16 protein-coding genes are annotated in these 22,066 nt (G+C 30.9%); 2 read left to right on the top strand and 14 right to left on the bottom strand.

What is annotated here, in order from left to right:
* Nucleotides 1-13: 13 nt before the first annotated feature.
* The 6 genes from ACU68U_RS01840 to ACU68U_RS01815 all read right to left on the bottom strand — a co-directional run bounded on the left by ACU68U_RS01840 (nucleotide 14) and on the right by ACU68U_RS01815 (nucleotide 5,903).
* A complete protein-coding gene (locus ACU68U_RS01840) occupies nucleotides 14-1,222 on the bottom strand; it encodes an ABC transporter permease (RefSeq protein WP_282924702.1) in 1,209 nt (402 codons plus the stop codon).
* Nucleotides 1,222-2,094, bottom strand: a complete 873-nt coding sequence (locus ACU68U_RS01835) for an ATP-binding cassette domain-containing protein (protein ID WP_282924703.1) — start codon at nucleotides 2,092-2,094, stop codon at nucleotides 1,222-1,224. Before ACU68U_RS01835 ends, ACU68U_RS01840 begins: the two co-directional genes overlap by 1 nt.
* Before the next feature lie 86 nt (nucleotides 2,095-2,180).
* Nucleotides 2,181-2,402 (bottom strand): Apre_1838 family putative sactipeptide bacteriocin, encoded by a 222-nt coding sequence (locus tag ACU68U_RS01830; RefSeq protein WP_019035150.1) that lies wholly within the window; start codon nucleotides 2,400-2,402, stop codon nucleotides 2,181-2,183.
* Between the two features lie 53 nt (nucleotides 2,403-2,455).
* Nucleotides 2,456-3,994, bottom strand: a complete 1,539-nt coding sequence (locus tag ACU68U_RS01825) for a radical SAM protein (RefSeq protein WP_282924704.1) — start codon at nucleotides 3,992-3,994, stop codon at nucleotides 2,456-2,458.
* Between the two features lie 111 nt (nucleotides 3,995-4,105).
* Entirely contained in the window at nucleotides 4,106-5,233 is a 1,128-nt protein-coding gene (locus ACU68U_RS01820) for a sensor histidine kinase (RefSeq protein ID WP_282924705.1), read from the bottom strand.
* Nucleotides 5,226-5,903 (bottom strand): response regulator transcription factor, encoded by a 678-nt coding sequence (locus tag ACU68U_RS01815; RefSeq protein WP_282924706.1) that lies wholly within the window; start codon nucleotides 5,901-5,903, stop codon nucleotides 5,226-5,228. The genes ACU68U_RS01820 and ACU68U_RS01815 overlap by 8 nt, the downstream gene beginning before the upstream one ends.
* Nucleotides 5,904-6,151: 248 nt before the next feature.
* Here ACU68U_RS01815 and ACU68U_RS01810 point away from each other — a divergent pair, with 248 nt between their 5' ends.
* A complete protein-coding gene (locus tag ACU68U_RS01810; protein ID WP_101540588.1) occupies nucleotides 6,152-6,520 on the top strand; it encodes a plasmid mobilization protein in 369 nt (122 codons plus the stop codon).
* Nucleotides 6,520-7,875 carry a relaxase/mobilization nuclease domain-containing protein gene (locus ACU68U_RS01805; protein ID WP_282924707.1) on the top strand — a complete coding sequence of 452 codons (1,356 nt, stop codon included), beginning with the start codon at nucleotides 6,520-6,522 and terminating at the stop codon, nucleotides 7,873-7,875. Before ACU68U_RS01810 ends, ACU68U_RS01805 begins: the two co-directional genes overlap by 1 nt.
* 258 nt (nucleotides 7,876-8,133) lie before the next feature.
* On the opposite strand, the gene ACU68U_RS01800 is transcribed toward ACU68U_RS01805, so the two are convergent.
* From ACU68U_RS01800 to ACU68U_RS01765, 8 genes are all read right to left on the bottom strand, one after another.
* A complete protein-coding gene (locus ACU68U_RS01800; protein WP_282924708.1) occupies nucleotides 8,134-9,468 on the bottom strand; it encodes an MATE family efflux transporter in 1,335 nt (444 codons plus the stop codon).
* Nucleotides 9,469-9,495: 27 nt separating this feature from the next.
* The gene (locus ACU68U_RS01795; RefSeq protein ID WP_282924709.1) at nucleotides 9,496-10,950 is read right to left on the bottom strand and encodes an ABC transporter ATP-binding protein; all 1,455 of its coding nucleotides are present in this window, start codon (nucleotides 10,948-10,950) and stop codon (nucleotides 9,496-9,498) included.
* Between the two features lie 11 nt (nucleotides 10,951-10,961).
* Nucleotides 10,962-11,687: an energy-coupling factor transporter transmembrane component T gene (locus ACU68U_RS01790; protein ID WP_282924710.1), complete on the bottom strand. Its 726-nt coding sequence runs from the start codon at nucleotides 11,685-11,687 to the stop codon at nucleotides 10,962-10,964.
* Nucleotides 11,687-12,268 (bottom strand): MptD family putative ECF transporter S component, encoded by a 582-nt coding sequence (locus tag ACU68U_RS01785; RefSeq protein ID WP_058989966.1) that lies wholly within the window; start codon nucleotides 12,266-12,268, stop codon nucleotides 11,687-11,689. Before ACU68U_RS01785 ends, ACU68U_RS01790 begins: the two co-directional genes overlap by 1 nt.
* On the bottom strand, nucleotides 12,234-14,018 hold the full coding sequence (locus ACU68U_RS01780) for an ABC transporter ATP-binding protein (RefSeq protein ID WP_446762597.1): 1,785 nt from the start codon (nucleotides 14,016-14,018) through the stop codon (nucleotides 12,234-12,236). Before ACU68U_RS01780 ends, ACU68U_RS01785 begins: the two co-directional genes overlap by 35 nt.
* A complete protein-coding gene (locus ACU68U_RS01775) occupies nucleotides 14,019-15,737 on the bottom strand; it encodes an ABC transporter ATP-binding protein (RefSeq protein WP_282924735.1) in 1,719 nt (572 codons plus the stop codon).
* A 4-nt stretch (nucleotides 15,738-15,741) separates the two neighbouring features.
* A complete protein-coding gene (locus ACU68U_RS01770; RefSeq protein WP_282924712.1) occupies nucleotides 15,742-16,341 on the bottom strand; it encodes a TetR/AcrR family transcriptional regulator in 600 nt (199 codons plus the stop codon).
* Nucleotides 16,342-16,747: 406 nt separating this feature from the next.
* Nucleotides 16,748-22,066 carry a condensation domain-containing protein gene (locus ACU68U_RS01765; RefSeq protein WP_446762596.1) on the bottom strand — a complete coding sequence of 1,773 codons (5,319 nt, stop codon included), beginning with the start codon at nucleotides 22,064-22,066 and terminating at the stop codon, nucleotides 16,748-16,750.

Raw genomic sequence — 22,066 nt, 5'->3', positions numbered from 1 at the left:
CATTTACACATCATTATCTATTTAATTTGACCGTTAAATAGTCATATATAATTAATTGTACTAATCCAAATATTAACATGACATAAGGCAACCACATTACCAACCCTAAATGGATATAGTTAGGAAATGGTAGTTGGAAAAACACTTGGCTTATACCACAGGGACTTAGGTTCATAATATATTGAATTAATTTTGATTCTGGCCTTATGAAAATAGCTAGTAATCCATAAATTGCAAAACTTGATATCATAATCGTTAAAGCTATTTTTGATTTCTTTGATTTTGAAGAGACCAGCATGGCTAAAGATCCCAAAGCTAAACTACCAATAAATCCCCCAATTATTTGAATTAGAATAACCTTTTTATAAGTTAAATTTCCTGGAGAAAAAGCCATGTCAATTTGGAAGCTTGTCTTTAATCCATCTCCACCTAATGCTAGATATACTATAGCTAAATATGAAAGCATCATTAAAAGATAGATTAGTGCATTGAAAATAGTGCCTGCTATTAGTTTAGAAGAGTGAAACTTCTTTTGTCCTAAAGCTGTCCTTGCCACAATCTCATACAATCCATTTTCCTTCGCCTCTGTAAAAATTGTGGCGGAAACAAAGATAATAAGAATGAGACAGATAATGATCAGCATGGAAAGCCATTCAATGCTGTCTCCCCAAACATTGTGATTAATCCCCATAACAAAGGGTTTGTCTACTTTCTCCTCCATCTTCCAAATTTTCTCAACTATTTTTTGATCCTTTATATCATCCGTATATTTCTTAAGCATATCTTGACGAAGGCTATAGTAGTCTCTGGCATATTCAATAGGTATGTCTACATCATCCCATTTTACGATGGTCATTTTATCTTTAATGGGAAAGCGTAAAGAGTCCATAGGACCTATTAAACTTTCTATTTCTAGAAGTTTTTTTGTTATGTTTCTTTTTTCTTTCTCTGAGTCCCAAGTGCTGTTAAAGATATCCCTAGCCATCATAAGCTTATCTTCTGTTATCTCTCCTGCAATCTCTTTATCATATTCATTAATAAGTTCAATGGCTTCTTTGCCTTTTACAATTTGTATGCTTCCATCTTCTAAAACTTTATCTGCACTGACTCCCTTTAAAAAGAAGAAAGCCGTTACTATGCCTATTCCTAGTACAAATACTAAAAAGAGCAGATTGATCTTTTTACAAAATATGTTTTTTAATTCCAATTTTAAAGTTTTCATTATCTGCCCCCTTCTATTGTCCATAGATAAAAATCATTCAGTTCAGGCTCTTTATAAACGGAATTGTTCGTTAATTTTTCTTTTCCAACATATCGAATGTGATTTCGACTATTATCTTCTCTATCAAGATTTGTAGTAACACCACCCATGGATTGAATTAATTTTTCTCCATGTGTTATCTGTTCATTATTTAAATAATCTTCCCATACACATCCATCTAAAGACTTAATAGCTTCCTTATAGCTAATATCTTGTAAAATTCTTCCTGCTTTAATAATTAAAAGATGATCTACAATGTACTCAATATCCGATATTATATGAGTTGAAATAATAATGGATTTATCTCTAGATTTTCTTGAAATAAACTCTTTAAGATTTCTTCTCTCGCTTATATCTAAGCCACTTGATGGTTCATCTAGGATAATAAAACTTGGGTTTCCCAATAAAGCTTGAGCTATACCCACTCTTTGCAAAGTTCCCCCTGAAAGGTCTCCAATCCTATTTTGAATGTATTCACTTAGGTTTAAATCTTGACAAAGCTCTTGAATGTTTGCTTTTATCTTTTCATCCTTAATCCCTTTATATACAGCTATATATCGTAAATAATCAAATACTTTCATTTCTTTTGGTGCTCTGAAATTTTGAGGAAGATAGCCTAAAGTAGAGAAAAAGCTCTCCTGGCTATTATTTTCATTTTCATAAATAATTTTTCCTGAACTTTCTTTTACCTCCCCAATCATAATTTTCATTAAGGTGCTTTTACCTGCCCCATTAGCTCCTAACAAACCATAGATTCCATGTCCTATTTCCGTATTTATCTCTTTTAAGACTGTCTTTTTACCGTATTGTTTTGATATTTTTTTTAAATTCATATTTTCACCTAAAAATATCAGCAAGCAATAGCAAAAAATTTTGATAATGGCTTGCTGATATCTGTTTTTTTCCTATTAAGTTACAACTACTCTATATCTCCAGATCCTCTTATAGTCCAAAATGATTTTTTTGAATTATTAGCACTATATTTAGTAGAAGAACAAGAACATCCGCACTTGAAACACTTGTCTGTACCTCTTGCTGTAGCGTACGCTTTTTCTCCTGAACACATACAAGCCATTGGAGTTGCACCGCCATTGTCAAAAACTTCGCTAGGTTTTCTTCCTAATGGATTTACTAGTTTCATTGTCTCACCTCCTCATATTTTAGTTTTTCCAATTACAATTTATGATTATTGACTTAACTAAAGTCATAATCATCCAATATTGATAAAGCTTCTGAATTTAATTCTAAGATTTTATGATATAATTCAAGATTTTTTTCTATATATATCCTATTCATTATGCACTTACTGTGCCTTAATTTTAGATTTATACCTTCATGATCATAACAATTCATATAGCACATCCCACATAAATGCACCGCCCAACAATCATTGCAATATGGAATAGTTTGCTCACAATAATCTGTTACATAATGTTTTTTTATTTTGCCTAAATCTAAACCTTCATAAACATTTCCTATGTCTGGTGCTTCTCCAAGTTTCTCGCATATTAAATATTCTCCTTTTGTTGTAACATACACCCTTCTTGCTCCTGGAACACAACATCCGCACATATAATAAGACTCCATAGGACTATCAAATAACAACCTTCGATGTATCATTGCTAGCTCTTTAATAACATTATCCTTGGCTATTATTTTTGATGTAATATTCTCATTTTCACTAGGACTTGCCCAGTCAAATAACGGATCAAAGTATCCTTTGATTTTTTTACTGTTGCAAATTATTTCTTCTTCAATAGGACTATCGATACCTAAATAATCCATTTCTTTATCCTTGGTTGCAACAAAAGAAGATGTGAAGACTACATCACTTGGTAACCATTCTTGACTTTCAAAATAATGCTCTATACTGTTCAAGTCATGTTCATGATATTCTGATAAAACTGAATTTATTCCTAAAGATAATTTACTTCCATTTTTGCTAAATTCATTTATAATCAGTTTTGCTCCCCTTACAGCATCATCAAATGTTCCCTTGCCATCACCATAAACTCTGTATTTATCATTCATATATTTAGGACCATCCAAACTTATGGTAATATGTATTCTTTCTCCTAACCTTGAAAAATAGTTAGCCATATCTCTATCCACTAGTGTTCCGTTAGTGGTCAAAGCGTAAGATATATTTTTTCCCTTAATTGTTTCACAATAATCTATACATTGTTTCAATAAATCAAACTTTAAAAGTGGCTCGCCGCCATAAAAGCTTACAAAAATCACCTTTTCATCTTGACTGTGTTCGATTAAATCATCTATTGCTAATTTTGCGACTTCAAAAGTCATATCATGATTTCCAAATTCTCTATATCCACCCTGCCCTTCCTGATAAATGCAATACTTACATCTCATATTACACTTTTCAGTTAATTCAAGAGTGATTTGAGCCCTGTTTCTAAGTAGTTGATTTTCCAAATCGCTAATCTGAACTCCTATATAAGAATTTAATTCTGGAGCTAGTAATATATTTTCGTTAATAATAGATTCGTAAACGTCTGATTTCGACTGACTACTAATTTTTACAGCTTCATCCCATTTATTATCAAGAATTAAATTTAATAAATCAAATACTTCAGGCTCGACTAGAAATATTTTCCCAGTACCTAAGTCATAAAAATATTTTTTATTATTGCTTTCAAAGCAGCGGCCTAATCGTTTATAGTTCCTACATTGAATTTTACTTTTAATTTTATCCAATATGTCTTCCTTTATCATTGCTGCCTCCTAATATAAAAAATCTCCATGCTTGTTATAAATTATTATATAACTTTGCATGAAGACGTTTGTTCATAAATCCGCAAGAAAAAATGAATATTTTATGAAGTTTTAGTAGTCGCAAGATATTAAATTTGGTAGGAAAATTTTTATTATAAAGTTTCCACCTTGATATTCTGCTTTAATTGTACCACCCATATTTTCAATTATAGCTTTACTAATAGCTAAACCTAGACCACTTCCGCCTATATTGGGATTTCTAGATTGGTCTACTCTATAAAATCTATTAAACACTCTACTTAAATCTTTTTCAGAAATATATTCAGATTTATTTGATATCTCTATATTCAGTAATCCATCAGTAATTTTTGCTTTAATTTTAATAGTCGAAAATTCTTTTGTATACTTCACTGCATTAGTAATAATATTTACTAATGCTTTCGCCAGTTCTTCTAGATTTGCTATTATTCTAATACTATCATCCACATTTATATCAATAATTAGACCTTTGTTTGAGTACTCTGGATATAATTCGTCTGAAATTTGATCTAAGAATAATTTTAAATTCTCTTCTTTTTTAGATTTGTTTTTATGTTCAAAATTATATTTTGAGATATAAAATAAATCTTCTAGTTGTGATTGTACTTCGTAAGATTTTTCTAACAAAGTGTTTATATATTTATCACGTGATTTTTCAGACATATCATTATCATTTTTTATAAGAGTCAAGAATCCTATGATTGATGATAAGGGTGTTCTAATATCGTGTGCAAAATCAGCAATCATTTCATCTTTAATTAAGTAATTGTTACTATATCTATTTACTATTAAGTATTTTGTGCTCAATTCAGTAAGAGCTTCATAGAACTCCTCTCTTTTATCTTCTTCTGACAAATCTATATGATTAATATAACATTTCATAATCCTTATACAATTTTTTTCAATATTTAATTTTGTGTTCTTTTCTATAAAATAGCCTGTTATTATATATGTTAAAACTAATATAATAAGAATTAGGCAAATAAAAATTAAAATATCAGATTTTAGCTTACCCCATAAAAGAATTCCACTAATTCCTTCAATATTATCACTAACATAAGAATCCTTCATATATATGCTTATAAATTTATTTCCTAATTCAAATGATGCTGTATAATTAATCGCTTTCAAAATAATAATTATTATTGACATTACAAAGAAAATTATTGCTAATTTTTTTAACCATTTTTTCTTATTCAATTTTATACCCTACTCCCCATATAGTTTTTAAAAAACTACAATCCTCTCCTAATTGTTTTATTTTTGTTCTTATGTTTCTAATATGCACACTCACAGTATTTGAGTCTTTTTCAAGATACTCTTCCCCCCATACACTTTCAAAAATATTTTCAGAGGAAATAACTTGGTTTGTTTTCTCCATCAATGTCTTCATGATTTTAAACTCTACAGGAGTAAGACAAAGACAATGATTATTGATTGAAAATTCATGAGTGGATTCATTTATGTTTAAATTTCTATAAGTGATTGATTGTAGCACATTTTCGTGAACTTCTTTATTCATCAAATGAATTTTTAACCTTTGTACCAATTCGGCTATGTCAAAAGGTTTTTTTACATAATCACTTGCTCCAGAATATAATCCTGTCAAAACGTCATTTTGTTCTGTTTTAGCTGTAAGTAAGATAATAGGATAGTCATATTTTTCTTTTAAAATTTTTAGAATAGATAGTCCATCTACTTGTGGCATCATGATGTCCAAAATAAGGCCATCTACAGGATTTCTTAATAGATATTCCAATCCTTTTTTCGAATCTACAAAAGCTACAACTTCATAATCTTCACGTACTAAACAGGCTGTTAGAAGTTCAACGATTGAAATATCATCATCTATAATCGCTATTTTACTCATTGTTAATCACCGTCAAAATTTTTTCTTGCTTATTCTTAGTTACAATTATACTATTTTTCAATTTGTTTTTAAACATGATTTGTTAACTGGTAATATAAAAGAAAAGATATTATAATCTAATATAGCTGAGGATTGAAAAAAACAGTCACATTTAAAAGCAGAGCAGCCAAATCTATGGTTGCTCTGCTTTCTTTTACTATAGAAATTTAAGAATTAAAAAAACAACTAATTTATAAGGAGATGATTATATGACAAATCGAGAAAGACCTAATGGTATTTATATCATGCTATCAGATGAAGAAAAAGAAATTTTGAATGAAAAATATAAGTTGTCAGAATGTAAATCCCTAAGACAATTTATTTTAAAATGTATCCTAGAAAAAGAGATATTTGTTTTGGATATGAATCCTTTTAGAGAAATGTCTTCTTCTATAGGTAGGACTACGGGATCAATTAATCAAATTGCTAAACGCACAAATCAAACTGGTATGATTTATAAAGAGGATATAGACGACTTAAAGAAATTACTTAAAGAGCAAAATAAAATGATTATTGAGATGAGAAAGAAACTCTTCAATACCTCTTTCCCTTCCACTAAATCTTTGGAGGAAAAATAATGGCGGTTACAAAAATACACCCTATTAAATCCACCCTTAATTTGGCCTTGGATTATATAATGGATAAAGATAAAACAGATGAACAAATTTTAATCTCTTCTTTTTTGTGCAATCCTGATACTGCTCATTTAGAATTTGAGCAGACTAGAGCTGAGTGTAATTCAAAAACAAAAGTCCTAGCAAGACATTTAATACAAGCTTTTCTTCCTGGTGAAGTTACACCAGATATTGCTCATGAAATTGGAATACAACTTTGTGAAGAAATTTTAAAAGGAGAATATGAATATGTTCTAACCACTCACATTGATAAGGGCCATATTCATAATCATATACTTTTTAGTAATGTCAATTTCAAAACTGGCAAGGCCTATCAAAGTAATAAGAAGTCTTATCACCAAATTAGAAATATAAGTGATGAGCTATGTGAAAAATATCATCTCAGTGTTATTGATGAAGAGTATAGACAGTTTAAAAAGCTTTACTCTACCAAAGGTAAATCATATAAGGAGTATATGGAATTTAAGAAAGGTAATTCCTGGAAATATAAATTACAAGTAGCTATAGACAAGGCTGTTTTAATGTCAAACTCTTATGACAATTTTTTAAAGATTATGGAGTCATTCAACTATGAAATTAAGTTTGGGAAATATATCTCTTTTAAGCACAAAAATCAAACTAGATTTACCAGATCAAAAACCATTGGACCTGATTATACCGAAGAAGAAATCAAAAAGCGTATCAAGAGTCTTGATAAAAATAAAATTCATAATTCAACTTATAATCTTGAAAAGAAATCTTTAAGACATAGAAACCTAGTAAGCATAAATAAAAATCCCAAAGTTAAAAGGTCTATAGGCTATGAAGTATGGGCTAATAGATTTAATATGAAACTTACTGCTGAAACATTAAATGAACTTAGAAAAAATAATATTAAGGACTATTCCGAATTAGAAAGTCTTATCCAAAATCAAGCGTCAGAGAGACAAAATACCTTAATAGAAATCAAAAAAATTGAAAAGGAAATGGATGATATTAAAGAAGTAGTAGAAGAACTCCATCTCTTAAAAATTTACAAAAAAACTTATGATGCCTACCAGTCTGATCCCAACGATAAAGATTTTTATGAAACCTATAAATATCAAATTACCTTATATGAAAAGGCTTATAAAAATTTATTAGAAAAGGGGCTAGTTAATTCTAATATCCATTCTCTTTCAGAAAAGTTTAAAAAATTATCTTCAGACAAGTCTAAAAAGATGAAGGATTATGAAGTGCTAAACGCTAAAATAAACGAATGCTATTCTTTAAAGAAGACTATTGAACAATATCAGGAAATAAATAAGGAAAGGTTCTGAAGCATCTTTTACTAATCTCTCATTTGTAGCAAGCACAGTAAGTGCATATGCACTTACAAAAAAATAAACTTGGCAAAAAAAATTCTCTGCCAAGTTTTATTAATTTTTGGGATTCTCCCAAACCCGATTTAAACACTTTCTAGACATTTAATTTTTTGTGTTCTATTGCTTTTTTACTAGCTAAAGTTAAAACAATCCCTAAAATTGTTAATCCTATTGCTAAGCTTTTCTTTTTCATTATCTTCTCCTCTCACGTTTTCATGCTTGATAAAAATTTCGAATAGTCTTTTTATATTTCCAAAGTCCAATCAAAAATACAATGAAATCTGGTATTGGTTCTGCTAACCATACACCTGTAAGTCCAAGTAATTTTGGAAGTATAAAGACAGCAGGCACAAATAAGATGATTTGCCTTAGCATAACTAACAACCCTGCTGATTTTCCATTTCCTACTGCTTGGAAGAATGTGATACACATAATCATAATGCCATAAGTTATAAAAGCACTATAAAATGTTCTAAAACCTGGTATTCCTTGAATCAATACTTGACCTTCTAATCCAAATAAGCCTAAAAGTTTTCCAGTAAAGATTAATGACGGAATCCAGAATGTAGCTGCCAAAATAGTTGCATTAATAGTGAAAACTTTGAATATTTCTTTTACCCTATCATAGTTTTTAGCTCCAAAGTTTGCTCCTATAGCTGGTTGTAAACCTTGACTCATACCCCATAATGGGATAAATGAGAAAGAGAACACTCTAAGAGATGCGGCCATAATTGAGCCAGCACTTTCTCCACCATTTGCAAAAGCGGAATTGTACAAAAGAGTTTGTTGCAATATGGATAATACTTGAAACAGCATAGCAGAAACTCCAACTCCGAACATCTCATTATAGATAGCCTTGTCTGCTTTTATGCCTTTTATTTTAACTGTCTTGTTTTTCTTTTTGAAATAATAAATTGTCATGAGAGCTTGGATAATCTGTGCTATAACAGTAGCAATCGCCGCTCCCTCTATTCCTTTATCACCCATTGTTCTCATAAAAATAGGGTCTAGTACAATATTTATCAAAGCACCTGTTCCCATTATTATCATGGCATCTTTCATCAGGCCCTCACCACGAAGTACCATGTTGGAAGCCTGGGTAAAGTTGACAAAGAATGAGCCTATGAAAATAATTTTCATATATCTAACTGCAAGAGCTTGGATATCCGGTGTTGCTCCCATAATTGAAAGCAATTGGTTGGTAAATATAAGCCCAAGTACAGTAACAATGGCTGATAATAAGACAACCCAAAACAGGAGATTACTCATTATCTTATCTATTGTCTGTTGATCTTTACGCCCCATAGCTCTGGACAATATTGATGCTGAACCTACACCTATTAGTGTGGATATCCCCGAGTTGATATAAGTCATTGGCATAGATATGCCCACAGCTGTCATAGCCTGCTGACCTAATATCTGTCCAGCAAATATTCCATCCATTAGAGGGTATAAGCCAATAACCACCATACCGATAATAGCGGGAACAGAAAGTTCTAACATAAGTTTAAAAGGTTTTTCTTTTAATAATTTATCTTCTTTTTCCATTATATTTTACCTTAAATTTGAAAGTAATTATTGATTTTGTATTTTAAAGAAATCATTTAATTTGTGAATATTTTCTTCAGTATAGTTTCCTGACCATTCCACATGTCCGTTTTCCAAAAAAATAAAATAATCACAACACTCCTTTAGTAATTCAGGATCATGAGTGATGAGGAAAACAGTTTTATCTTTCATCTGCTTTAAACTTTGAGCCACATCTAACATATTATGATAATCCAGACCAGAGGTAGGTTCATCTAATATTAGTATGCGACTATTTGAAGCAAGGGCACTAGCTAAAGCTACTCTTTGCTTTTGTCCTCCAGATAGCGACATGGGATGGAGCTCTTTTAATTCCAACAAATTAAATTGAGCTAAAATCTTATCTACTTGTCCACTTATTTCATCTGAACTAAGGCTAAGTGAAATTTCCTCTTTGACACTTTCTGTAAAGAGTTGGTGATTCACATCTTGCATGACCATATAAGAAATCTCAAGCCTTTCTTTGCTATCGTAGCTTTTTCCTTCCAAGGTCATTATCCCTGTTGATTCTTCTGCAATACCACACAGACAATTGGCAAAGGTAGATTTTCCAGCACCATTTTTCCCAAGAATTCCTATTATATGTTTTCTAGGAAGATCTAGACGATTAATTTCTAATCCAACCACTTTATTGTAATATGCACAAAAATTATCAAGTGCTATTTCATTGGTATACTCAATGTCTTTACTCTCAAACTTAGGAATATTAGAAGATCTTAATCCCATCTCGTGCAACTTCTTGTCTGAAATATCTTTAAATTCCTCAATGCTATAATCCTTGCTAATTCGACCATCTTTCATATAAATAACTCGGTCGACCAAGTCCATTAAATAAAACAACCTATGTTCAGCTATGATAATTGTTTTGCCTTGTTGTTTCCAATATTTAAGTATATTTTTTAAATCATAAATGCTTTCAATGTCTAAATTTGATGAAGGTTCATCTAAAACTAAAATAGGAGCTTCCATCACAGCTGTAGATGCACAAGCAATTTTTTGCTTTTCACCACCTGATAAATTAAATAGATTCCTATCTAACAGTTCATGAATGTTTAATGCATAAGCTACCTTTCCTATCCTGTCACGCATCTCCATTCTATCAACACCCATATTCTCAAGTCCAAAAGCTATTTCACTTGTAGAATCCACATTAAAAAATTGTGATTTTGGGTTTTGAAATACAGAGCCGACAACCTTTGAAAGTGATTGAATACTAGTTTGTCCTACTTTTTCTCCATTGATCTCCACTTCACCTTGTAAATCTCCCGTATAATATTCAGGGGAAAGGCCATTAATTAGTCTCGTTATAGTAGTTTTTCCACATCCAGACTCACCTGTTAGTAGTACAAATTCTCCTTCTTCAATGGATAAACATATATTAAAAACGCCAACTTGTCTTTCTTTGCTTTTATAGGTAAAGCTAGCATTGTTAAATTTTATCATCTCTTTCCCCCTCATACTAAAGCCCAAACTAGCAATCCTATCATCAATAGAAAAATCAAAAAATCATATTTGCTAAATTTAACCTCAACAAGGCTCGTTCTGCCTTGAACATTATCTAATCCTCTTGTTAATGCTGATGCGGAAAGTTCATCACCTATTTTGACAACAGAAAACAGTAGCGGGATAATTCTGTACTCTAAAAATAGTGATGGATTGGCTTTTGTTTTTTTACTATTAAATCGTATCCCCCTCATTCGCATAGCATTTGATATTGCCTGATTTTCTTCCTTTAGAGTAGGTATGAAACGAAATACTACAGAAACAGGAATAATAAACGCCTCTGGTATCTTCCATTTTTCGAGAGCTGATATAAATTCATTTGGTTTGGTGGAACTAATCGTATAGTATCCCATCATGAAAATAGGAAAAAGCCTTATGACTAATGAGTTGAGCAATACATTAATCATGTTTAATATGGATGGTAATTCATACATATTTTTAGTTTTGCTTGAAATAACAGCCAAAACAAATAAAATTCCATATATGGTTGCAGTTTTGTAATTTTTATTAGATACAAGCAAGAATATAGCGATAGAAACTATCGCTATATCTATACCTATATTGTCATAGACAAAAAACATTATAGTGCTAATGAATACCATAAATAATATTTTTGTTCTCGGATCTAAATAAAATCCTTTCTTTACTGGGGGAACATAAGCTTTGTAAGCCTCCATTAAGCAATTCCAGCTCTTTCAAAATGTTTTTTCAACATTTTCTTTCCTATATTAGCACCTATCACTGCTCCAACAAACATGATGCCAATTGCAGCAATTCCCATCCATGGCGGCATATATTTCGCTAAATCGGTCGCAAATTGCTCTCCCATTTGTTGTTTTACTCCTTCCATATAGGTATCTGCCATAACCCACATTGGCATCTGACAGCCTAACTCGGCACATGAAAACAACCAGAATCCTATTGTATTAACTTTAAAACTTTTATACTTTTTAGTATTCATAACTACATCAGCAATAATTGCCATTGGAATATACACGGCTGGTGCTAGCCAAGTGTAACCCATAAAATACCAAAATACTCCTAAAATGATTCCCATTAGAGATACCATTCCAAACTTTTCTACCTTGGTTAGAAATAGCATAAATGGAATACCTGTTAATATTGGGATCAATATAAATATGGTAGGATAAAGTATTGGCACAGCCCCTATCATTCCTGTTACGAAAAATATGACTAAGTAAATAGCCGTATAAATTCCTACGTTAATTAAATCCTTTGCTGTTAATCGATTCTTCATTAAAATCCTCCTTATTTTGTTTAATCTTCCAGCTTTCTGTTCCTTCTCTTGCTTCTATAAATTTTTTATAAGTGCCTTCTTTTCTAATTAAATATTCATGCTTTCCCTTCTCCTCAATTATCCCGTCTCGCAAAACAATAATTTGATCTGCATTTCGAATCGTTTTTAATCGATGGGCGATCATAATCACGGTTTTGTCCTTCGTTAAACTTTCCATGGCGTTCTGAAGCTTATCCTCATTTTCAGGATCTACATTGGCCGTTGCTTCATCAAAAATAATGATGGGTGCATCTTTTATCATGGCTCTGGCAATAGATATTCTTTGTTTTTCTCCGCCTGAAAGAGAGGTGCCACCTTCGCCTATGATGGTTTGATAGCCTTCTGGCAAATTCATAATAAAGTCATGGCATTGGGCTTTTTTTGCCACTTCTATGACTTCTTCCTTATTAGCTTGTGGTTTGCCAAATTTTATATTATTTTCGATGGTATCTTGGAAAAGATAAACATTTTGGAATACGGTGCTAATTAAATCCATTAAGGATTCAAGCGTGTAGTTTTTAATATTGACATCTCCAATCGATATGCTGCCTTGATCCACGTCCCAAAATCTAGAAATAAGCGAACACATGGTGCTCTTACCAGATCCACTTGGTCCAATAATGGCTGTCATAGCCTTTTCCGGAATATGAACGGAAACCTCCCTTAAAATAGGTATTTTATCATAAGAAAAGCTAACATTATTGAATTCAATATCTGTATGATGAGGCGTAATCTTCTGGCCCTCAATATCCATCTGAGGCATATTTTCTGTTGTTTCTACTTGTTCTATAGAACTTGTTGCAACTCTTAATGTCGCCATGGCGGATCCTGCGGATTGAATACTTGCAAACACCAGGAATGACATGATGATACACATAATTGCTTTCAATAAATCCATGGTGCCATTGATATAAAAATAAAGTGAAAGGACAATCATGGCAACACTGGAAATTCTTAAAACGAGCTCTTGCCCGATGGTATAGGGTGTAAATAATTTCTCCAAGGCTAGATTGGCTGAGCGACTTTCTTCTAGTGCCGAGCGTACGGTTTGGTCCCCTTTTCCTGTTAAATTAAAGGATTTAATGATCGGCATTCCCTGGATATATTCCAAAATCGTTTCTACTAAAAGAGATTGTGCCTCTTGCCTTTTTGGAGCAAGTGTCCTCGACTTTTTTTCCATGACAGAAGTAATATATAGATATAAAACCGTTCCTGCTATAACAATCAGCCCATTTCTCCACTCGAAAAATAAAATCATCAGGGTGAACACAAATGAGTTAATGAAGCCACTCATCATAACAACTAAAACCATAGGAGCTGTATTCTCAACGTCATCTAGAACAGTTGTTAAAACACCAGTCACTTTTCCAATATTATTTTCATTAAAGAATCCCATTGGAACCGTCTTCAGCATTTTTCCTATACTTATTCTTCGATTAGCTACCATAAAATACCCAGCATGAGTTTGATCTAATTGAGCAAAATAGTTGGCAGAAGACCTTCCGACAATACTTACCAACAGCATAAGAAAAACCTTCAGTGCTATAAAGGAATTAAAATCTTTTGTCACCAAGGCTTGAAGCACAAAGTAAATGGCTCCTATTTGCAACATATTGAAGATGGCATACACAAATTCAAAAATAACAGACTTGTTTAAATTTATTCGTTCCTTATCTGCAAATGCCCATATCTTTCGAAGTCCACTTAACATCTAAGCCACCTCCTTTCCACCGATATGTGCTTCCCACATGGCTTGATAAAGTTTATTTTCTTTAAGAAGTTCTTCATGATTGCCACTTGCTACAAGTTTGCCATGATCGATGAGATAAATCTGGTCTGCATTGGTTATTGTTGATAACCTATGAGCAATCATAATGATAGTTTTTCCCTGAATAAGCTTATTAATTGCTTTTTGTAAAACTTGCTCATTTTCAGGATCAATATAAGCCGTCGCTTCGTCTAATATGATAATTGGAGCATCTTTTATCATGGCTCTAGCAATGGTGATTCTCTGTTTTTCACCGCCTGATAAATGATTTCCTCCACTCCCTACTTTGGTCTGATATCCATGCTCTAAAGACATAATAAAATCATGACAACCGGAAGCTTTGGCAATTTCAATCACTTCTTCATCGCTAGCCGAAGGCTTGCCCATTCGAATATTTTCCATGATGGTATCGTTAAAAAGGAAAACATCCTGCGAAACAAAAGCAACTAAATCATAGAGTTGTTCAAGTGGAATATTGAATAAATTAATTCCGCCAATCGATATTTCTCCCTGTTCTACGTCCCAGAAACCAGCAATTAACTTGGCAATGGTTGACTTTCCTGAACCACTTGGCCCAACAAAGGCATTTAAACTTCGCTCTTGAATCACCATATCGATTCCTTTAATAACTTCTTCTCCTGGTTCATAGGAGAAATGTAGATTCTTGATAGCAATGTCATGATTTTTTAAATGAACTCTTTCTCTACGATGAACTTGTTCTGTCCCATTTAAGATTTCATCAATTCGTCCGACAGTTGTCCCTGTTTGAGCTAAGGCATCGACAAAGTTAATAGCAGCTAGTAAGGGACCAGCTATACCAAGAGAAAGGATGATGGTCGTAATAAAGGTTGACATCTCTAAACTTCCATTAATAAACATGATCCAACCAACAGGTAATACCGTAATCAAAGTTGTTGGTGAAATGTTCTTGGATAAGGACACTGGCATTTGACATTTTTTCATCCAATGATAATAAAATGAAGCATTAGCTATCACTTTATCGGTGAATTTCCCATAGGATTTTTCGCCTTGATTAAAAGTTTTAATCACTTCAATTCCGCCAACATACTCAACAATTGTTTTATTCATTTCGGTATTGGTCGCAACCGACTTACTATAATCTTCTGCATAACCTTTCATAATTAATGACATAAAAAACATACCTACCGGAATTGAAACGAGTGACAATAAAGCCATTCTCCAATCTAAAATTAATAGATAGATGAAGATGGATACAGGCCCTAAAATATTCGCCGTCATCTCAGGCAATAAGTGAGCCAAAGGTCGTTCCATTTTTTCTACTTGATCAACAATGATTGTCTTTAAATCACCACTATGGGTGTCAATAATCGTACCAAGAGGCATTTTAGGCAGCTTTTCCAAGAGCATGATTCGTACATTTCTTAGAACAGAGAAGGTTGCTTTATGGGACTCTGCCAAGGCCTTGGCGTAAAAAATTGGTTTTAAGCAATAGCCAATCAAGATTAGAAAACACCAAGGTAGGTAGAAGGAAAAATCTTTATTTCCAACAAACAAACCATAAACAATTTTGCTTACGCCAAAATAAGGCAACATACCTAAAAGAACCCCAATAACCGCCAAGAAAATGGAAAGCTTGAGACCTTTATGTTCTTCTTCTGCCAGCTGCCATAGGCGTTTCATATAATTATTTTTCAATGGAAACCTCCTTTCCTTTTTTCTCAATTTTTGCAAAATAACTTTCTAACATAAGAAGCAAATACTCTCTATTTTTTAGATAATTCTCTCTTGCATTTAAAATTTCACATCCCAATAAGCTTGAATTAATAATGTTCGTCAGAAAATCAAATTCTTCCTCCGTTGGTGGTATATAGTTTAACTTCCTTAAAAGTTGACTAAATTCTTTTATCGTCATTGCTTTTAATTTTTTATATAGCTTATTAAGTTTTACATCATTTTTTATTTCGCACAAAAACATGACATATACAGGAATATATTTATTATCTGCTATCATTTTATCTACACATATTTCTGCCATAATCTGTGGATTGATTGTATTTCCAAAGCTTTCAACAGCCTTTTGAATACTTTTCCCTCTTAAGACACTTCCATCTTTCATAATGTCATATAGAATTTCATAGGTGGAAGAATAATGATGATATAATCCGCCTGCCGATAAACCACTTGCTTCTCTAATTTCATCCATCGTTGTGTTCTTAAAACCTTGCGATAAGAACAAATCTAGGGCATAATTCTGAATTTGCTTTTTTCTTTCTTCCTTGTTCATCCTAACCCTGGACATGGCACCATCTCTCCTTCTTCACTTTTATATACCGAGAGCTTTCTCTGTATATATGTTACACTTAACTAACTATTTTGTCAATAACAATTATTAGTATCAGTTGCTGTCATATACGCTTCCAAGAGATCACAACTCCTCACTTAAGTCGACTCTTATATGAAATTCATTCGCTATTAAAGTCTTTTAGTACCATAACCTTTTATGAAGTTCCTATAAGCTAATAATAAAAATTGTTTTATACCAAACTTAAAAACTGTTTGTTGATTGAAAACACTGTATCTTTTGTTATTGTTATATCTACAATTTTTCATAATTTTTATTATTTTCAATTTTCTCATATTTTACTAATGTAAATGATAAACTAAACTTTGCTTAAATTTTAGGCTTATAATCACAAACACTTCTTGAAATTAGATTGAAGTGCCAAAGATAGTTTATTAATGCATTCTTCATCTTTAATTATTGAAAAATGATTTCCATCAATGTGAAAAATATTAATAGTACCTAAGATGATATTTTTTAAGTTTTTTAGTAACAAATCCAAATGCTTATATTCTCCCAAATTGTTTTTTGTAATGTAATAGTCTATATCTCCATAGTATATGTCAGGAACATACTTTTGAGCTTCAAATGTATGTTTAAAAATTCTATATGAAAACATTAAGAATTCCTTTTCTATTGATTTACCTGTAGTTAGATATACTATATCCGAATACAGTTTGAATCGTTCTTGATATTTCATCTTCATAAAATCCAAAAGCAATATATCTTTACAATTGAATCCTTCGAGTGTTGTAAGATTTTCAATCTTAAATATTTTCCCAATGGTTGTTTTTTCATTTATATTGTTCATTTGACTATTAATGCCTTCTGCATGTAACCCGTACGATTGCATAAAAATCATTTCCAAATATATGTCATTATAGTCATTTTTAGGTATAATCCCGCTTTCTATCATGGATAGATTAACAACATCTATCCCTGATTCTAAGCAACGCTTAGCCAATTCTAAAGCAATCATTCCTCCAAAACTATGACCTATTATCTGTACTACATTAGGGTTGTATTTTGCAATTTCATCAAAATACAAATATGATAGCTTCTCTATCATTGTTTTGTCAGTCATTTCCAAAAACTGTTCTTTATCTAGGATTTCTAATAATACAATATCTCCCAGACTTTGTTCAGCTAGCTTCGATGCTAAGATATCAAGATTTGTTCCAAAATCGGAAACCCCAGATACTATTATCCTCATAATGCCAGATGAATTTGCACATTTATATCTTTCACTTTTTAAAAGAGGCTTCTTGTTTAAATTCGTTCTCTCATCGTTCTTAATAATCGGTCTTTTTAAAAGCTCGAGTTGTTTAGATATTTCATAGACTGTTGGATTTTTAATAATCTCCCTTAATAATTTTTCAAACGGAATAGAAGAATCTATGTGATTTATTATCTTCGTTGTAATCCTTGCAATCAAAAGAGAGTCTGCTCCTAAATCATAAAAATTACTATAAATGTCAATTTCTTTTTGATGTAAAACTTTAGAACAAATTTTAGCTATTTCAGCTTGCATCGTATTAATATGTCTATTTTCTATGTTAACCAACAAATTTTCTTCCATTGGTTTTCTTAACTCAAAAAATTTTATTATCTTTTGTATATCTTGATTGCTTTGATTATTTGAAAAGTGTTCCAATTCAATCGGAATAATATTGTTTGGCATCATATGGCTCGGTAAGCTTCCTTTAAGATGTTTCTTTATCTCGTCTGTATTTACTTCTTGTTTATTTTTTTTAAATTGTTTTACAAAGAAATAAACGCCTGTATTGTTTTTTATAAGTTTAGTATTTGGGAATCTAAATGTTTGCGAATAATGATCTATATTGTCAAGCGCATATATCCATTTATCAGCGCTCATGAAAAATACATCTTTTCTTAAATCATCGTTTTGGGGTTTCTCCATCATGAATGCTTGAGAAGTTAAAATCCACGGTTCATTCTCAGCTGGTTCAGAGAATACTAAAAAACCTTTAGGAGATATGATTTTTCGCAAATTTATAAGAGTTTCTTTTATGTTTCTAGCATTTTCAATTACATAAGCACCTATTACCAAGTCAAAATAGTTTTCCTTTAGCCCTTGCTCAATAGGGTCTTCGTCAATATCATATTTATATATATATACATTTTCTTTTCCTCCAAACCTTTTTTTAGCATCTGGGAAAAAGTATTTTAAACTATCAGTGAAATGATACTCGTATGACTCACCTTTTAAAGTTTCTAGTAGTTTTCTAGTTGTAGAACCTGTTCCTGCTCCAATTTCTAATATTCTAATTTTGTCTTTGCTAAAGTTTTTCATATACCATCTCAACACATTAATAAAGTAATCGTTAATAAGTTTAGATGAAGAATTGAATCTATATAGTGCTTCAGTATACCTATTTGAGGAATCTGGATATAAGAGTTTAACAGGATCAATATTCCCCTTCGCAATGTCTAAAATATTGTCCGAATTAATTTTTATATATTTTAATAAATTTATGTTTCCATACTCATTCTTCCACATATCAAACAATTTTTCCCATTCTATTTCTAAATTATTCATCTTTAAATGTTCATTTATTATATAAGTATCGTCTATTTTTCGAATTAACCCAATATTTTCTAATTCAAAAAGCCAACGATCAATCATCCATACATATTTAGAATCTATGTTAGAATAGTTGGCATGGTTGACAAAAAAACTTCCTCTTTGGTCTTGTAATATATTTAATTTGATTAGCATGTTCAATATTTTATTCATTACTATAATGTCTCTTTTTTTGCACATCTTACTATAATTGTCGTCATTAAAAACATGCTTATATTTTCTACTTGTTTCATCTAAAATATGAATTAAATCCATCTTTTTATTATTCTTGTTTTTATACTCATAATCTTCTTTTAGAGTAACGATAGCATTAAGATCACTGGCATCTTTTTTCTTCGTTAAATGTAAATAAACGGAACCTATTCCATCCTCATTGATCAATTGTCTTCTCACTTCTTGAAGATTAAATGTCCTCCTTTTAATTTTCACTTTTTCATCTATACTTCCTTTTAATTTAATACGGTTATTTTCGTCATAATATGCACAGTAATTTGAGTTATATATATAATTTGATAGCGTCTCATCTTGAGGATAATTCTCTTTTAATGCAGATAGTATTCCAAAAGAATAAGGCAAGCATAAATTTTGATTTCTGTCAAGTATAAAGACTTTATTTTTATCAAATGGATATATAGTACTATCTTTTATAAACATTTCATAATTAAAATATGCATAACCTATGCCATCTATTCTATCTTCAACAAAAATATTCACTATTTTAGCTTTAGGAAAAAATTGCTTTAATTGAGCCATTACATTAAAATCTACGTTCTCATCTGCTATGATTATTGTCCTCAAATCACTAATTGAATTTATACCATTTTTAAATAAATAATTAATGTACATCTTTGCTGATTCATTATCCAGTTCTAAGATATTAATCTTATGCTTTTTTACGACATCATGCATCTTTTCTCCAGACATTTCTGATTTGTCGTCCAAAAATGTCATTGTACTTCCAGTACGAACAATTCCTATTAAATTAATAATAGTTTTATATAGCGAATTACTTTTAAAATCAAGATATTGATCGTCTTCAGAGAATTCATAGACTTTACTATGATTTTTATTTTTTTCTATTAAGTCCTCAACGTTAATATATTTTTTAGATTTTAATATTTCGTTTTCTTTTAAACATAAAATAATGTGATTTTTATCTGAATTCAGTTTATTACAATGAACTTCATCTATATATTTCTCTACCAAACAAGCTTCAATTCTTTCTCCATATACGCATTGTATATCTTTTTTCTCATCGACATTACATATATTTATCGATGTTTTTTCACTTTCTTTAGCTGTTATATTGAATATTATAATCGAATTAATATTCAATAGTGTGCTTAATAAGGTTGAAATCATAGCCTCTATCTTACTATTTACTATGAATATGATAACTTTGTTCTCGGAATACTTTTCAAGTTTTAAATTGTTTCTTATTTTAAGATATATGTCATATACGCTTGAATAACTTAATACTTTTTCTTGGCTCTCTATTATCGCTTTATTTTTATAAATTTTTAAACTATTCAATATTTCTTCAATTGTAGTTTGTCTATCTAAGCAGTGTTTCCCAATATAATAGGTTTCATCAATATTCGTATCATATAACAAGTTAAAAACAGAATTTCCCCAAGTGTCTTTATTTGTAGCTAAATTATTTAAAATCTCCTCAAAACATTTAAACATTAATTTAATCATTTTTAGATTAAATACGTTTTCTCTTACATCCCAATTTATTTGCAAGCCTAAGTTAGTGTCCATAACTTGACAATCTATAAACACTTGAGGAGTTTGGGTTATGCCATACTGATACACTCCAATCAGCCTATCTTTTATCAACCCTATTGCACTTGTAAAAACATAAGGTAAAATAAAATTTCTAGCATCATCTAATTTTGAAATTTGCCTCAAAACTTCAACACCAGAAACAATTGAATTGTCAAGATTTTCAAATAATTGCTTATTTATACTTTTCGCAAACTCATAAAAACTTCTATCCGTTTCTTTAACTGATAGTATAGATGTACTTGTAAAATCGCCAATCAAGTTGTCAAGTGATTCAGCAACCTCTTTTCTATCAAATATTGTTAAATTTAAGCTAAAGTCCTTAGAATAGCTCCAATTTTGCAGAATAACAGCATATGCAGCTAAAACTACAGCTGTTGGAGTTAAACCATATTCTCTTGTCATTTTTCTTAAATTTTCCCATTTATTTGGTTCTATACAAAGACTAAATCTCTTAAAAGAAGGTTTTTCCCGATTGTAAGTAGTATTTATATATAATTCTGGTGGACCATCTATTTCAGTTATTTTCTCCTTCCAATATTGATATGATTTTTTATAGTTATCAGAATTTTTCTTTTCGTCTTCTTTTTTTCTATAATCCCTAAAAGAAATATTTGGCTTGAAATTTATGCCTTTCTCTATGTTTAAATCAAAGTATATGTTCTCAAATTCTTTCAGTAATTTCCAAATACTTGACCAATCAGCTATCATAAAATCCATCGAAAAATGTAGAATAGAGTTTTTTTCTTTTTCAGAAACTCCTATATCAAACATAGGCCATTGTTCAACCTCGTAAACTTTATTTTCTAACTTCCTTCTAATGCTTTCAGTAGATTCCTTCATCAATTTATAATGTGGAACACTGTCTTGTATTTTTTGAAAACCATCTTTGTAAATAATAGCTCTTAACATATCATGTTTTTGAATTAAAGCATTCCAGACTCGTTCTACTTTTTCAGTGTCTAAATTAGGATATAAAAACTCTTGATATATGTGACAAGATGTATTTCCATATTCATAGCCATCGCCTCTCCCTAGTAAATAAGCTGACTGTATATCGGATAGTGGGAATTTTTCATTTTCAATTCTTAAATCGACATTTTCCTCTTGTTTTAAATAATTAATTATATCTCTCTTATTTTCTTTCAATTCTTTTAATAAAGATTCCGGCAAATCTTTTTTTAAAGTTCTGTATTTTAGTTTAGTATCTTGAATGTATAGATCAACCCCCATTTTTTTACATTTTTCAATTAACTGTTTAGAATAATTGCTCAT

The sequence above is a fragment of the Finegoldia sp. P3-F-LR genome (genome assembly GCF_052932165.1).
This window is presented reverse-complemented; position numbering and strand designations above follow the sequence as displayed.